Origin of the sequence: Acidicapsa dinghuensis (assembly GCF_025685685.1) — a bacterium.
GTDB lineage: Bacteria > Acidobacteriota > Terriglobia > Terriglobales > Acidobacteriaceae > Acidicapsa > Acidicapsa dinghuensis.
This window is the reverse complement of record NZ_JAGSYH010000012.1, coordinates 39,501-54,194: the sequence shown is the minus strand read 5'-3', so window position 1 is coordinate 54,194 and position 14,694 is coordinate 39,501. Positions and strand designations below refer to the sequence as shown.

Sequence of the window (14,694 nt, the reverse complement as noted above, 5' to 3'; positions counted from 1 at the left end):
TTGCGCCGGCAGGGTGCGGCAGTTTAGGCTGAAACTCCGCTGACCGTGATTGGGAAGTGTCGAGTTGGTGGATTTTTAGAAATCGATGTCAAACGCCATGGATGAAGAACAGAGCAGGTTGATACTAGCCAGGCTTGGGGAGGCGGCGCGTAAAGTTGCCGAGCACTCCTACTCACCGTACTCGCGGTTTCGCGTTGGCGCGGCGCTGTTGTTGTCGAATGGCGAAACTGTGACGGGAACCAATGTCGAGAATGTGAGCTATGGATTGACAATTTGCGCGGAACGCTCGGCGGTCTTTCAGGCAGTAGCTCAATATGGACCGGAGATTCGCGTGGCGGCGGCAGCGGTGGTCAATCTGAACGGTTCAGCGAGTCCGCCGTGCGGGGCGTGCAGGCAGGTGCTGGCGGAGTTTATGGATGCCGATGCTCCGCTGAGTTTTCCTGCAGATGCTGCTGGTATGGTGGTGACGTTTACCGCGACGCTGCAGGAGATTTTGCCGTACGGAACGGATTTGCGGTTGAAGTAAGAAGTAACTAGACAACAGAGTTGCTGAACCTGAAGGGATGTTTGGATCGATGAGCTCGCCTACTCACATGCCTATTCATATGATCGATCTGATTCTGAAGAAGCGGGATCGCGGCACGCTTTCAGGGGATGAGATACGGTACCTCGTTCGTGGAGCGGCTGGTGAGACGATTCCAGTGGAGCAGCTTGCGGCGTGGCTGATGGCGGCGTGGCTGAATGGACTGAAGCTGGATGAGACACGCGCTCTGACGGTAGCGATGCGGGACTCAGGCGTGAAGTTCGATCCGACGCCGCTGGGCAAGGTTGCGGTGGATAAGCACTCGACAGGAGGCGTGGGAGATAAGACGAGCTTTCTGGTGGCTCCCATTGCTGCAGCTTGCGGAGTGGTGGTACCGATGATCAGCGGGCGCGCACTTGGGCATACGGGAGGGACGCTGGATAAGCTGGAGGCGATCCCCGGCTATCGGACGGCACTTTCGCTGGAAGAGTTTGAAGCTGTGCTTCGGGAGTGCGGAGCGAGCATAGTCAGCCAGACTCCGGCGCTGGTGCCTGCGGATCGCGTGCTGTATGCGCTGCGCGACCGGACGGGGACAGTTGAGAATGCGGGGTTGATCTGTGCTTCGATTTTGAGCAAGAAGCTCGCTGCGGGGCTGGATGCGCTGGTGCTGGATGTGAAGACGGGCTCGGGTGCCTTTCTGCGTGAGCGCGAGGATGGGGAATTTCTGGCGGCTCTGATGGTAGCGACTGCAGAGGCTACGGGGACGCGTACGGTCGCGCTGATGACGGATATGGGGCAGCCGCTGGGGTCGGCCGCTGGGAACTGGATTGAGCTGGTTGAGTCGGTTGAGTTGATGCGTGGGAAACGTCCAGCGCAGAGCGAGGATTTGCGGGAGCTGTCGCTAATTCTTGCCGGATGGATGATTCATCTAGGCGGACAGGCAGAGTCACCGGGGGCTGGATATGCACGGGCTGAGGCCGCGATGATGGATGGCTCGGCGTTACGAGTATTTCTGGCGATGGTACAGGCGCAGGGCGGGGATGTGTCTGTGTTCGATGGGCCGGAGAAATTTCACAAACCGGGAGCTACTCGGCTGGTCGAAGCATGGGCTTCGGGGTACATCGCATCGATGGACACGACGGCGCTGGGATGGGCTGTGCAGCGGACAGGCGCAGGGCGTGAGAAAGCTGGTGAGCCGGTCGATCCACATGCGGGGATTGTGTTTCATGCGCGGCGGGGAGCGCTGGTGGAAAAGGGAATGCCGCTCGCGACGCTGTATGCGACGAACGAGGCGCACCTGGATGAGCCGGAAAAACTGCTGAAGGAAGCGATTGATTTCTGCGACACTCCACCGGAGCCGGTGCCGCTGGTGAGCCGGGTATTTACTCGATCAGAAGCAGAGAAGCATCTGGCGAATGCTGTAAGGTAGTTAACAATCGATTCATTGTTAGGCGATTCATTGTTGGGTGCCGAGGAGCTGGCCTTTGGGCAGATTCACAGGAGTGCTGGGAATAGTTGCCGTGCTGGTGGCGGCGTGGCTGGGCTCGACTAACCGGAAGGCGATTCGCTGGCGCACGGTGTACTGGGGGCTAGGGCTGCAGTTCGCTTTTGCGTTCTTTGTGCTGCGCTTCAGCTATGGGCAGCAGGCGATGGCCTGGGCCGGCGGGGTGGTACAGAACATGCTGGCCGCGACCTTTGCCGGCACGAAGATTCTGTTCGGTGAACTGGGTATGCCGAATGCGGGGGCTTTCGGCGACGTGCTGGCGGCCAATGGGCATCCCAACGCTGGATCGATCTTTGCCTTTCAGGTGCTGCCTACCATTATCTTTATTTCCGCGTTTTTTGCTGTGATGTATCACATCGGATTGATGCAGATCATTATTCGCGGGCTAGCCTGGGTGATGCTGAAGACGATGCGCATCTCAGGCGCCGAAAGCATGAATGTGGCAGCCTCGATCTTCATGGGGCAGACAGAGGCTCCGCTGACGATACGACCGTTTCTTTCTGAGGCGACGCGCAGCGAGCTGATGACGATCATGACCAGCGGAATGGCGCATGTCTCGGGCGGTATTATGGCGATGTATATCTCGCAGGGAATCGAGGCGCGACATCTGTTGAGTGCGGTAATCATGACTTCGCCGGGGACGATCTTGATGGCGAAGATGCTGGTGCCGGAGACGGGGGTTCCTGCGACCGAGGGCAAGGTTGTGATTCCGAAGGATGAGCAACATGCCGAGGAAAACCTGATTGGCGCGATTGCACGGGGGACGCTGGATGGGGGCAAGCTGGCATTTAACGTAGCCATCATGCTAATCAGCTTTCTGGCGCTAGTGGCGCTGCTGGACAGCTTCCTGGGATGGATTCACGCAGGACATGGATGGTTTCCGGGGAGTCTGGGACAGATTCTCGGGTTTGTCTTTGCGCCGGTGGCGTGGCTCATCGGCGTGCCATGGCATGATGCGGGAGCAATCGGAAATTTGCTGGGTACGCGCATGGCACTGAACGAGGTCATCGCCTATATCGGCCTGGGGCAGCAAAAGGCGGCGCTTGATCCGCGGTCGTTTACGATTGCGACATTTGCGCTGTGTGGGTTTGCGAATCTGGGATCGGTCGGAATGCAGATTGGCGGTATTGGGGCGCTGGTGCCTAATCGGCGGAACGACCTGGCTAGGCTGGGGATACGGGCGATGCTAGCGGGGACGATGGCGAATCTGATTTCGGCTTCAATAGCGGGGATGTTTCTGGGGTAGCAGCAGACCTGACTCACGCCCGGTACAGTAGTTGCTATGACGACTGAAAGCCTGAATTCTTCTGTTTCTTATTTTGATCGCGTGGTTGAAGCCGCTGACTATCTGCGTTCGCGTCTCACAGATCTGATGCCTCGTATCGGTATTGTTCTGGGTTCGGGGCTTGGAGCAGTTGCAGAGGCAGTTGAAATAACGGCCATTATTCCCTACTCGGAGATTCCTCACTTTCCGCAATCCACAGTCGAGGGACATTCCGGACGCATTGTTGCTGGGCGGCTCATGGGCGTGCCCGTTGTGGTGATGCAGGGGCGGGTGCATTTTTATGAAGGGTATACGCCGGAGCAGGTGACATTTCCGATGCGGGTGCTTGGGCGGCTGGGGATTAAGACGGCGATATTGACGAACGCCGCCGGAGGAATTCGTCCTGAATATCAGATCGGCGATCTCGTGCTGCTGGCTGACCACATCAACCATCTGGGGTTCAATCCGCTGATTGGGCCGAATGAGCCGCGATTTGGCAATGGAGTCAAGACGGGGCTGCGGTTCTTCGATATGACGCAGGCCTATTCGGTTGAATTGCGGTCACTGGCGCAGGAGGCGGCGCGAGCGGATGGGCCTGCTTTGCATGAAGGCGTGTATCTGGCGACGACAGGGCCGAGCTTTGAAACACCTGCGGAGATTCGGGCGTTTCGCGCGTTGGGAGCGGATCTGGTGGGTATGTCGACAGTGCCCGAGACGGTTGTGGCCCGGCACATGGGGATTGAAGTGCTTGGCATCTCGTGCGTAACGAATTTGGCTGCCGGGATCAGCGCCACACAGTTAAGTCATGAAGAAGTGTTCGAGGCGGGGAGCAAAGTACAGCATAGACTGGCGGCTCTGCTGAAACGGCTGACTCCGGCGATTGCTGCGCATGCGGCACAATCCGAGGAGACGAAAGGGTGAGTGAGGCAGGCACGCCGCGGCTTCCCTTCCCTCCGGTGATGGTGGGGATCTCCGGGGCGTCGGGCTCTGGAAAAACAACGCTGGCTGCGGAGCTGGCGCGGACGCTGGGCGGGCTGCACTTTTCGCTCGACACCTACTATCGCGATCTAAGCCACCTGCCGATGGAAGAGCGGGCGCGGGTGAACTTCGATGATCCCGCAATGATCGAGCTGCCGCTGCTGGCTGGGCATATTGAGGCGCTATCACAAGGCAAGCCGATTCTGCGGCCGGGATACAGTTTTGCCGAGTACATCCGGTTATCGGAACAGAACGAAAGGATTGAACCGGGTCCGCTGGTGGTTGTGGAAGGCTTGTTTGCGCTCTATTTTTCTGAATTGCGAGCCTTTTACCAGTTGAGTGTTTATGTGGACACTGCGGACGATCTTTGTTTCCAGCGCAGGCTGAAGCGCGATGTGGAGGAGCGCGGACGTGAGCCGGAGTCGGTGCGGCGGCAGTACGAGGCGACGGTACGGCCTTGTGGACTGGCATTTGTCCGGCCATTGGCTGACGTTGCCGATCTTTCAGTCGACGGCGCAGATCAGCTGGATTTTAAGGTAGAGCAGATACGGAACACGATGAAGAGGCGCGGGTTGCTGAGCCGGATTGGAACGCCCAGCTAAAGCGATTTCTGAGTATCTGTGTCCTTTTGAGTGCTTTCCAAGGTTGCCGCTCGTTGATGGTCGCGTCAACTTGAATGTCGCGACTTCGGGAAACAGCAACTCAGAAATCGCTGTAGCGAAAATTGCATCTCCGGATTGCTTTTGCGGGTCGGCTTGTGCCGATATTTTTGGCGATCTCCTGAGTTGTAGAGCGGGTGTGATTACCTTGGTGCGTTCACCGTATCTTTAAGAGCTATTCTCAGCAACCCCATATTTGCGCCAATACTCTTAGTAGCATGCGGCAGCAAATTATCAAATACGTAGGGCTCTGGAATCAGCTTGCGAGCAGGCTTCGCGGCTCATGGCCCTCCGTGCATGCGAAACTGAACGAATGGCTAGGCCGCGGAATATCACCGAGGCAGCTTGCGTTTACTCTGGCGCTTGGGTTCGCGCTTGGCTGCCTGCCAATGCTGGGTGTCTCGACGGCAATCTGCGCGGTGCTGGCAATGGCGCTACGGCTGAACATGCCGGCGATTCAGGCGGCAAACTGGATTGCTATGCCATTCCAGGTAATTTTGCTCGTTCCCTTTCTTCGGCTGGGGCAGTGGATCGTGCCGGGAGCACCTGGCTCTATCGCGCCTGAACGGCTGCTGGCGCAAATGCAGTCTTCTCCCTGGCATGCGGTGGAACAGATGGGCGGCGCTATCTCGCACGCAATATTGGCCTGGGGCTTGGCGGCAGGTCCGGCACTATTGCTCCTGACGGTGCTGTTAACACCAGTGATCCATCGGGTTTCGCGGCCCCAAGCTCTTGAAATTGCCGAATAAGACAAACTTGCAATCATGAAACCAAGGCCGGGTTGTGCGCCCGGCCTCTGTTGTTCTGGCGGCTCAACCAGCGTGGTGATATTCGGGCACCGGATCGGCACTGCGAACCCAGGCTGTATAGATGAGGTCGCGGAGTTCGCTGGCTCCCGCGGCCAGACGCTCGGCAGTGAAGGCACGAGATTCGGGAGTGCCTGTGTTCTCGAAGCCGCCGGCCTTATCGAACGTGTAGACATTTTCGATTTGCGTTGCGGTGTGGCGCAGGTAATCGACATAGCTGTCGAAGATATCGCCGCCAATGACCTTTGGAACGGTCATTTCCTTCTGGACATCGTCGGCCTTGATTGCGGCGCTGACAAACTGGGTCTCAAAACGGCTGTGAATGCCGTGATCCGTGGTATAGCCCTTTGGATTGTCTTTGAGCGCCCAGCCATCGTAGTTGATGGTGGTGTGGAGGGGTTGGGAGCCGTCGCCAACATAATGGCCTAGCCAGCCTGCATAGAAGATGGCCAGCTGCTCGACGGCGGCTAGGTCGTCAGGGTTGGCGGATTTGTCGGCTGAGAGACGGCGGTATTCCCGGAGGTCGGCTTTGAGACGCTGCCAGACCTCGAGCGTTTCCCATGGCTGCAGACCTACCTTCTCGGGACGCAAACCGTGCGCGAAAAGCTCTGCCTCGAAATCGAGGCGGTTGTGGGGCAGCGGGCCGAGGGCGTCGGCTGGCTCGAAGTCGATGAAATGCTCAGGGGCCTGCACGGCACTGAGCTCGGGTTCTCCGCGGGAGCGCCAGCGGTCCGGCTCGGGGCCAATGTACTCAATTTCATGAACAGCTGATTGGCTGCGCAGAAAGTCAGGGATGTCTGAGGGAAGATTTGCCGCTGCCAGCCGATTGATCATACGATGGCCGTCGTTGCCCCATGCAAACGATGAGTTTGGGATGAGGTTAATCAGGAGAGCGATCGCGGCGGAGCGTTGAAGAAGATTTGCGCGCATTGGCGCCAGTATAACGAGCTGCTATTAATCTCGCGCATATTGGAAAATGCTGCTTCAGACAGATCGAGACAGAGACCGCTGCATGCCGCGGATGCAGTTCCTAGCACGTGCTTATTTGCAGAAAGCAGACACTTTACCGGCTTAAACAAAAAAAGAATTGCCTGCTAAAGTTACTACCGTATACTGAGGGTAACACTAAAGTTGTAGGCGCTTCGGGGCGCACAGAGACGATTGTGTTTGGCGTCGTGTTCAGCACAACAAAGGATCTAGGGGCCGGGTGAAGACTCCAAGCTCAAAGGCGATTTTGATACTGGCAAGCTGCCTGATCGCGTATGCGTTGGGAGGCGTGGCAGCGCGCCTTTATTGGGGCCCGGGAATCAATGGACTGATCCTTACGGCGCTGATCGCGGTTTTCGTTCCCCTTGCATTGATTGTTGTGCTGATGGGGTTCAACAACAGCAGATCGATGCAGAAGGGTAATCGCAACGGGCTAGCGGAGCAATTACTGCAAGCGAGCAGCCCGATGGTGCTTGCTACTTCTCTTGATGGAACCTTTACCTACGTGAATCCATCGGCGGAGCGGATTCTCGGCATGCGCGCGGTGGAGCTTGTTGGCCTGTCCAAGATGCAGGAACTATTTGCTCCAGGGGAGATGGACCGGATCAGTCAGTGGTTGCGGAAATTGAATGCAAATGTCGCGACGGCAGATGTTCCGGTGGCTCCGACCGACCCGATGCGCGATTGCGTCAACTACGTTCTGAATTTCCCTCCCAGCCAACTGCGTGGTATTGATCTGCAGTTGAAGCGCAGCGACGACAGCAGCTTTCCCGCAACGCTGTATCTGTCGGCAATTCGAAGCGCGGATGGCAAACCGAACGGCTTGCTGGCGGTTGCTCTGGATCAAACGCTGAGTGCTCGCCAGGAGCGCGCTCTGCGTGAGTCGCGCGAGCGGTACCGGGATCTTTTTGAAAATGCAAACGAAATGATTGCCACGCTGAATCCGGCGGGGCAGTTTGTTTATGTGAACCCGGTATGGAAGTCGTGTTTCGGCCTGGCAGATGGGGATTTCAACAAACTTGAGTCGCTGGAGATGGTTTTCAGCCCAGATTGCCGTTCAGAGGTCGGCAGGCTGTTCAAGCTGGCTCTTGAGGGCGAAACGGTTGAGCGTGAGCCGGTCCGCACACACACAATCGATGGTCGGGTGCTGGATCTGGAGTTGAGTCTCAGCCGCCGGCAGAAGGCAGACAATCCGCTGGCGATCCGGTGCATGCTGCGTGACATCACGCCCCAGAAACAGCGGGAACGCCGGCTTGCGCTGCAACTCGTAGTCAGTCAGATCATTGGGCAAAGCACCTCACCGGAACTGGCATCAATGCGCATTCTTGAGTCGGTCTGTCTTTCACAGGGGTGGGACGCGGCAATTCTCTGGACGCTGAACGACGAAGAAGAGCGGTTGCAGTTCTACTCAGCCTGGGGAGCTCCTGGAAAACGCGGCGAGTCGCTGATTCAGGAAAGCATGGGGCAAACGATTGTAAAGGGGCCGGATCTTCCGGGGCGGGTGTGGCAGCAGGGACGCGCAGTGTGGATGGAAGAGCTGACTTCGGCGCTGAGCGCAACGCCGAAGTCGCAGCGGGTCGAGGCTTCTCTGCGTCATGGATTGGTTACAGGCTGGGCAGTTCCGGTGCGCGTCGGCAATCGGTTGATGGCGATATTGGAGTTTTACAGCCACCAGCGATTGCGAGAAGACCGGGAGACGATGGCGACGCTGGAGACCGTTTGCTCATCGCTTGGGCAGATGCTGGCGCGGTCGCGCGATCAGGACAAAGTCGAAGAGCTGCACCGAACGCAGCAGATTCTGCTGGACACAATCGAGGATGGCATCTGCGCGGCGGACAGAAATGGCGTGGCGAGCCTGGTTAATCCCGCGGCAGGACGCTTGCTCGGAGCTACGCCAGAGGAACTCACCGGCATCTCCGTTCATGAACTACTGCATGGAGCAAGACCGGGCGGCAGCGAGTGCAAAGAGGACTGCGTGCTATTGCGGGCGCTGACGCGGCACAGCTCCGCCTCTGCCGAAACAACGATCTATAAGCGCGATGGACGCTCCTTCCCAGCTGAGTTTTCGCTGACACCGATCATGGAGCAGGGCCGGGTCTCCGGATCGGTGTTGAGCTTCCGCGATATCAGTCAGCGATTTGCGCTGGACCGGATGAAGGACGAGTTTGTCTCGACGGTCAGCCACGAACTGCGAACTCCTCTTACCTCGATCCGTGGTGCGCTGGGTTTGCTGTCGGCTGGATTGCTTGGCAATATCGGCGACAAAGCTGCCAATTTGCTTCGCATTGCATTGTCGAATTCGGATCGCCTGGTGCGGTTGATCAATGACATTCTCGACCTGGAGCGCATTCAAAGCGGACGCGAACCGCTCGCGTTCAGGCCAATTGCACTTGCGGAGATCATTCGTCAGGCTATCGATGGCATGCAGCCGGTTGCCGACGCGGCGGGTGTGCAGCTGATTCACGATGCAAACGATGTGCAGGTTTCGGCGGATCCGGATCGCTTGCTACAGGTCATCACGAATTTGCTATCGAATGCTGTCAAGTTCTCGCCGGATAAATCAACGGTGTCGGTGACGCTGCGTGCGGGATCGAGTGGTGTGACGTTGTCGGTCATCGACCAAGGTCGCGGTATTCCGGCTGACAAGCTGGATTCAATTTTCGATCGCTTCCAGCAGGTGGATGCTTCGGATTCACGGCAGAAGGGTGGCAGCGGCCTCGGGTTGGCGATCTGCCGCACGATCGTGCAACAACACGGAGGCAACATTTGGGCGGAACGAAACTCTGTCTGTGGATCAACTTTCAGGGTCGTACTTCCCTACCATCCGCATATGGTCTCTACACCGGCTGCGACGCCAGTGGTTGAATTTGATCGAGGTCGCATATTGGTTGCAGATTCGAATGCGACAACCCGCGCCATGGTGGCCAATCAGCTTCGACGCCAAGGATATTCCGTCGTGGAGGCATCCACCGTCGACGAGACTCTGACAGCTATCAAGCCGCCTGCGGCTCCGAGCGAAGACGGCATTCCACATGCGGCGATTGAGGCAATCCTGGTGGACATCGCGCTGGATGGGCTGAACGGATGGGAGATCCTGCCACGGTTGCGCATGGAGCCGGAAGCAGCAGGTGTGCCGATTGTGCTGCTCAGCGTGGATCATCCGAATCCTTCGCTGCCGATTCCGACGGGCGCGGATGGATGGGTTTCGCAATCTCCCGACGATGAGACGCTTTTGAATGAGCTGGCGCGTGTGCTTTCGAGCCCTGGTGAGAAAGCTCGCATTCTTGTCGTGGAAGACGATGTGGATCTGGCTGGTGTGATAGGCGCGGTATTTGCGCAGGACGGCATTGATGTGAAGCTGGCGCACACCAGGCAGGCGGCGCTCGATGCCTGTTTGAGCTTCAAGCCGCAGCTTCTGGTACTGGATCTCTCGCTGCCCGACGGCGATGGGTTTAACGTGGTGGACTGGCTGCGACAGCACGAAGACCTGGCTCATCTGCCTCTTGTGGTGTATTCGGCACGGGAGATTGCGCCGACTGAACGGCCACAATTGCAGCTTGGTCCGACGCACTTTTTGACCAAGGCCAAGGTGCAGCCGCAGCAGCTTGAGTCACTGGTCTTGACGATGCTGCGCCGATCGCGTCAGATGGAAGAATCACTCTGTTTAGTTGATGGGAAGGAGCCGGATCAGTCGCCGGGAACAGCGGCTGATTAAAGGCTCCAAAGACTGGAAATACAGGAGTATTGTGTGTCTCGCCGAGTTTTGATTATTGATGATGAAGACGATATTCGCCAGGTAGCTGCTCTCAGCCTTGAAACCGTTGCGGGATGGGATGTGATTGTCGCCAACTCAGGCGCCCAAGGAATACAGCGAGCACTCGAAGATCAACCGGATGCGATTCTGCTGGACGTGATGATGCCGGGGATGGACGGACCGACTACCTTCCGTGAGCTGCGTAAGAATCCTGCGACGGCGAAGATTCCTGTGCTGCTGCTGACGGCCAAGGTGCAGGGGCCGGATCAGCGGCGGTTTGCGGACCTGGGCGTGGAAGCTGTGCTGCTGAAACCATTCGATCCGCTGACGCTCTCGACGCAGATGGAGCAGATTCTGGGCTGGTAGTGTAGCCCGTTCTACGATGACAAGCGAATCAAAAACCGTTCCGCCCTCAATGGTGGACGCCATGGCGCGGCTCTGGGCAAAATTTCTGCCAGAGATCGAGCGTCGCGTCGCCTCACTTGAGGCAGCAGCCGGCGCTATGCAAGATGGATCGCTTACCGCGGAGCAACAAGCCGTGGCGCATGCAGACGCGCACAAACTCGCCGGATCGCTGGGCACATTTGGGCTGCAACGAGGCACGGAACTTGCGCGTGAAGGGGAGTTGATGCTGGCGGATACAGCTACGGCGAACGATTCCGCGGCGCTTGAATCGATTGTGCGGGAAATCAAGGACTTGATTGCAAGCCGCGGATGATGGCTCCCTGCTTTCATGCTGGCGGTTCTAGACTGAGAAGATGCAGGACTTTGGCCGTCTTCTTGCCGGGCTTGGGCTATTACTTCTGGTTGCGGGCGGATTGATCATGCTTGCCGGGCGAGCGGGACTGCCTCTGGGCAGACTGCCGGGCGATATTGCGATTCGCGGCAAGAATGCTACGTTTTACGCGCCCATCGTCACGTGCATTGTGATTTCCATACTGCTTTCCCTGGTGGTGTGGATTGTGAACCACTTCCGGCGATAGATCATCTCTGTTCCACTCTCCACAGATGAGACGGCGCTCAGAAGATACACTGCTGATTGATGAGTTGCGCGAAGTGACGCCGAAATCTCCATCTACGCCGCAATTGAATTTGCTTTTCGAGGCTCCGGCTGCTCCTGAGGCCGAGGTTCCTGCGCATGTAACGCGTCGGCGCGAGCGGCGGACCTGGCTGGTACATGAGCTGGTAACAGAGGCGCGTGAGCTGGTCGAGATGGAGCTTGGCGATGTCTGGATCGAAGGGGAGATCTCTAACTGCAGGCCTGCGTCATCGGGACATCTCTATTTCACATTGAAGGATGCTGAGGCACAGTTGCCGGTAGTGCTGTTCCGGCGGCAGGCTGTGCTGTTGCGTTTTCGGCCTGAGGATGGTTTGCAGGTTCGCGTGCGCGGCAAAGTGAGCATCTATGAGCAGCGCGGGCAGTTGCAGCTTGTGACTGAAACGATGGAGCCGGTGGGCGCAGGCAGTCTGCAGGTAGCTTTTGAGCAACTGCGTGACAAGCTGAAAGCCGAAGGATTGTTTGACTCGGAACGAAAGCGGCCTTTGCCTGCCTTTCCCCGCTGTGTGGCGGTGATCACTTCGCCCACGGGCGCGGTGATACGAGACTTTCTAAATGTCGTTGGACGACGCCACGCTGCTTTGAGCGTAACCGTAGTGCCTGTGTCAGTGCAGGGCGAGAGCGCGCCCGGCGAAATCGAGACTGCGTTGAAGCTGGCCAATGAGCCGGGCATCGCAGATGTGATTGTGGTTGCGCGCGGTGGTGGATCGCTTGAGGATCTGGCAGCGTTTAACAGCGAACGCGTGGCTCGGGCAATTGCAGCTTCACGGCTTCCGGTGGTTTCAGCAGTTGGGCATGAGACGGACTTTACGATTGCCGACTTTGTCGCAGACTTGCGTGCGCCTACACCCTCCGCAGCCGCGGAGTTGATTACATCTGCGCAGCACAAGATTGAGGAACTGGTTGCAGAGCTTGGGAATCGTCTTGCTCGCGCGGCGCGCTTTCAACTGCTGCAGGCGCAGCAAAGAATGTTACGGGCTTCGATTGCCTATGCGCAACAGCGGGTGGTGGCACTGTTGCATCGGATGCTGCAACAACTGGATGACTTCAGTTTCCGCATGGAGACCGCGATTGACACAACTCTGCAAGAGCAGCTGAGGCATGTTGCGGAGCTGGCTGGAGATGTGATGCGGCATGATCCGCGGCAGGAGCTTGGCGCGGCACGGGAACTGCTGACGAAAAACCGGGACCGCCTTGAACATGTGCTGGATCGTGGGCTCTCATCTGTGCGATTCGAATGGCAGTCGCTGGATGCGCGGCTGTATCGTGCAGCGGGGATAACGCTCAACGCGAGACGGGCCGAGTGGATGCATGTGCGCGGATCGCTTCAGGCGCTTTCACCTCTTGCCGTGTTGCAACGCGGATACGCACTGGTACAGGACGAGACGGGAGCTGTGGTGCGCTCTGCAGCACAGTTAAAAGTAGGCGCAAGTGTAGAGACACGGCTTGGAAATGGATCGTTCACAAGCGCGGTGACGGCAACTATGGTGAGCACGAGCACAACAAATCGCAGGAAAAAGGGTAAAGACACGCAGGCATGAGACAGCTTTTTGGTACGGATGGAATTCGCGGAGTGGCAGGAACGGCTCCTCTGGATGCGCAAACGGTATATGCAGTGGGATTGGCGCTGGCGCATCAGTTGCGGCCTGAAGCGATTGTGCCCAACGTGATTCTGGGCCGGGATACGCGTGAATCGAGCCCCTGGATCACGAACATGCTCGCTGCCGGACTTCGCGCTGGTGGGGCTGAGGTTGTCAGCGCGGGTATTGTGCCGACTCCTGCGATTGCGTATTTAGCCAAAGCGAAAGGATTCAGCGCAGGAGTTGTGGTTTCGGCCTCGCATAATCCGTGGGAGGATAACGGGATCAAAGTCTTTGGCGGCGACGGCAAGAAGTTGCCTGACAAGACAGAACTTGAGATTGAGGACGTTATCTTTCGCCATGCGATGGGTGCGAGCGCGCCCGATATCACTTCTCTGAAACCTGTCGAGGATGATCGCAGTCTGGCTGCGGAGTATGTGAGCTTTTTGTTGGCCGCCGTACCGGAACTGAAAATTACCGATCAAGTTATTGTGGCGGATTGCGCAAATGGCGCAGCGGCTGCGATTGCTCCACGAGTCTTTGCCGAGTTGCATCGACGCGGCGGCGGAAATATCACGCTGCTTAATGTTGCTCCGAACGGACGAAATATCAATGAGAATTGTGGGGCGCTTCATCCGACGGCAGTGGCGGCGGCGACGGCCGAGCGTGGAGCACAGATTGGAATCACTTTTGATGGAGATGCGGACCGCTGTCTTTTTTCCGGGGCGTCGAACAATGTAATCAACGGCGACGGTATTTTGCTGATGGCTGCGCGGGATCTACAGGCACGTGGACTGCTGACGGGCGGGGTTGTTGTGGCTACGACCATGTCAAACATGGGATTGGAAGCCGCGTTGAAGCGGTCCGGCATAACCATGCTGCGCTCGACGGTTGGCGACCGTTATGTGCTGGAACTGATGGGACGCAAGAATGCGGCCCTTGGAGGAGAACAGTCGGGGCATATTCTCTTCCCTCACCTCGCAACTACAGGTGATGGCCTGCTGACGGCGCTGGTGGTGCTGGATCTGATTGCTCGTACCGGGAAAACGATAGAAGAGCTGACAAGCGATCTGAAGGTCTTTCCGCAGGTGATTGTGAATGTAAAGGTACGGGAGAAGAAGCCACTCGAGGAGATCCCTTCCGTGGCTGAGCGGATTCGCGCGGCCGAAGCGGAACTGGATGGATCGGGACGCGTGGTGATCCGCTATTCGGGAACGGAGGCTTTGGCACGGGTGATGATTGAGGCTGAGGATGAGGGTCGGATGCGGTTCCATGCGGAGGCGATTGCTGAGGCGATTCGAGCGGAGCTAAGCGTATGACCAGTCCACATAGCACGTAAATTAGTGCTACACTGATATCGGTGCGAAATGAAGGCGAATATCACTCTAAAAATTGATACCGAGCTTTTGCGAGAAGCGAGAATTCTAGCTGCTGAGGAAGATTCTTCGATAAGCGCTCTGCTTGCAGAGCGGCTTCAGCGAGAGATAGAAGAGCGGAGAGGCTATCGACAGGCTCGTGCACGTGCGCAAGCGCGGCTTCGTCAGGGATACGATCTCGGTTGGACGCCCCCGAAGTCTCGCGA

The 14,694-nt window shown here is 57.6% G+C and carries 13 protein-coding genes; 12 read left to right on the top strand and 1 reads right to left on the bottom strand.

The features are described from left to right. Positions 1–85 precede the first annotated feature (85 nt). The 6 genes from cdd to OHL22_RS24370 all read left to right on the top strand — a co-directional run bounded on the left by cdd (position 86) and on the right by OHL22_RS24370 (position 5,677). The gene (gene cdd, locus OHL22_RS24395) at positions 86–526 is read left to right on the top strand and encodes a cytidine deaminase (protein WP_263342460.1); all 441 of its coding nucleotides are present in this window, start codon (positions 86–88) and stop codon (positions 524–526) included. A 67-nt stretch (positions 527–593) separates the two neighbouring features. Beyond that, complete coding sequence (locus OHL22_RS24390) at positions 594–1,952, top strand: thymidine phosphorylase (RefSeq protein WP_263342459.1); 1,359 nt, start codon at positions 594–596, stop codon at positions 1,950–1,952. Positions 1,953–2,007: 55 nt separating this feature from the next. Next, positions 2,008–3,273: a NupC/NupG family nucleoside CNT transporter gene (locus OHL22_RS24385; protein ID WP_263342458.1), complete on the top strand. Its 1,266-nt coding sequence runs from the start codon at positions 2,008–2,010 to the stop codon at positions 3,271–3,273. Positions 3,274–3,309: 36 nt separating this feature from the next. Then, the gene (locus OHL22_RS24380; RefSeq protein WP_263342456.1) at positions 3,310–4,212 is read left to right on the top strand and encodes a purine-nucleoside phosphorylase; all 903 of its coding nucleotides are present in this window, start codon (positions 3,310–3,312) and stop codon (positions 4,210–4,212) included. After that, on the top strand, positions 4,209–4,871 hold the full coding sequence (gene udk / locus OHL22_RS24375; protein WP_263342455.1) for a uridine kinase: 663 nt from the start codon (positions 4,209–4,211) through the stop codon (positions 4,869–4,871). The genes OHL22_RS24380 and udk overlap by 4 nt, the downstream gene beginning before the upstream one ends. A 275-nt stretch (positions 4,872–5,146) precedes the next feature. Further along, the gene (locus OHL22_RS24370) at positions 5,147–5,677 is read left to right on the top strand and encodes a DUF2062 domain-containing protein (protein WP_263342454.1); all 531 of its coding nucleotides are present in this window, start codon (positions 5,147–5,149) and stop codon (positions 5,675–5,677) included. A 63-nt stretch (positions 5,678–5,740) separates the two neighbouring features. Here the strand turns inward: OHL22_RS24370 and OHL22_RS24365 are convergent, their stop codons facing one another. Next, the gene (locus tag OHL22_RS24365; protein ID WP_263342452.1) at positions 5,741–6,664 is read right to left on the bottom strand and encodes a S1/P1 nuclease; all 924 of its coding nucleotides are present in this window, start codon (positions 6,662–6,664) and stop codon (positions 5,741–5,743) included. A gap of 277 nt (positions 6,665–6,941) precedes the next feature. Here OHL22_RS24365 and OHL22_RS24360 point away from each other — a divergent pair, with 277 nt between their 5' ends. The 6 genes from OHL22_RS24360 to glmM are packed head-to-tail and all read left to right on the top strand — an operon-like array spanning position 6,942 to position 14,431. Beyond that, positions 6,942–10,436 (top strand): PAS domain S-box protein, encoded by a 3,495-nt coding sequence (locus OHL22_RS24360; protein ID WP_263342451.1) that lies wholly within the window; start codon positions 6,942–6,944, stop codon positions 10,434–10,436. Positions 10,437–10,469: 33 nt separating this feature from the next. Beyond that, complete coding sequence (locus OHL22_RS24355) at positions 10,470–10,841, top strand: response regulator (RefSeq protein ID WP_263342450.1); 372 nt, start codon at positions 10,470–10,472, stop codon at positions 10,839–10,841. Positions 10,842–10,857: 16 nt separating this feature from the next. After that, positions 10,858–11,193: an Hpt domain-containing protein gene (locus OHL22_RS24350; RefSeq protein WP_263342449.1), complete on the top strand. Its 336-nt coding sequence runs from the start codon at positions 10,858–10,860 to the stop codon at positions 11,191–11,193. Between the two features lie 40 nt (positions 11,194–11,233). Next, complete coding sequence (locus OHL22_RS24345; protein ID WP_263342447.1) at positions 11,234–11,458, top strand: DUF2905 domain-containing protein; 225 nt, start codon at positions 11,234–11,236, stop codon at positions 11,456–11,458. Between the two features lie 25 nt (positions 11,459–11,483). After that, the gene (gene xseA / locus OHL22_RS24340; protein ID WP_263342446.1) at positions 11,484–13,073 is read left to right on the top strand and encodes an exodeoxyribonuclease VII large subunit; all 1,590 of its coding nucleotides are present in this window, start codon (positions 11,484–11,486) and stop codon (positions 13,071–13,073) included. Further along, a complete protein-coding gene (glmM, locus tag OHL22_RS24335; protein WP_263342445.1) occupies positions 13,070–14,431 on the top strand; it encodes a phosphoglucosamine mutase in 1,362 nt (453 codons plus the stop codon). Before xseA ends, glmM begins: the two co-directional genes overlap by 4 nt. The last annotated feature ends 263 nt before the right edge of the window (positions 14,432–14,694 follow it).

Excerpts from the sequence above, each read along its gene's own strand:
- OHL22_RS24345 (WP_263342447.1), top strand. The coding sequence starts at position 11,234 with ATGCAGGACTTTGGCCGTCTTCTTGCCGGGCTTGGGCTATTACTTCTG.
- OHL22_RS24350 (WP_263342449.1), top strand. The coding sequence starts at position 10,858 with ATGACAAGCGAATCAAAAACCGTTCCGCCCTCAATGGTGGACGCCATG.
- cdd (WP_263342460.1), top strand. The coding sequence starts at position 86 with ATGTCAAACGCCATGGATGAAGAACAGAGCAGGTTGATACTAGCCAGG.
- glmM (WP_263342445.1), top strand. The coding sequence starts at position 13,070 with ATGAGACAGCTTTTTGGTACGGATGGAATTCGCGGAGTGGCAGGAACG.
- OHL22_RS24365 (WP_263342452.1), bottom strand. The coding sequence starts at position 6,664 with ATGCGCGCAAATCTTCTTCAACGCTCCGCCGCGATCGCTCTCCTGATT.
- xseA (WP_263342446.1), top strand. The coding sequence starts at position 11,484 with ATGAGACGGCGCTCAGAAGATACACTGCTGATTGATGAGTTGCGCGAA.
- OHL22_RS24390 (WP_263342459.1), top strand. The coding sequence starts at position 594 with ATGCCTATTCATATGATCGATCTGATTCTGAAGAAGCGGGATCGCGGC.
- OHL22_RS24380 (WP_263342456.1), top strand. The coding sequence starts at position 3,310 with ATGACGACTGAAAGCCTGAATTCTTCTGTTTCTTATTTTGATCGCGTG.
- OHL22_RS24370 (WP_263342454.1), top strand. The coding sequence starts at position 5,147 with ATGCGGCAGCAAATTATCAAATACGTAGGGCTCTGGAATCAGCTTGCG.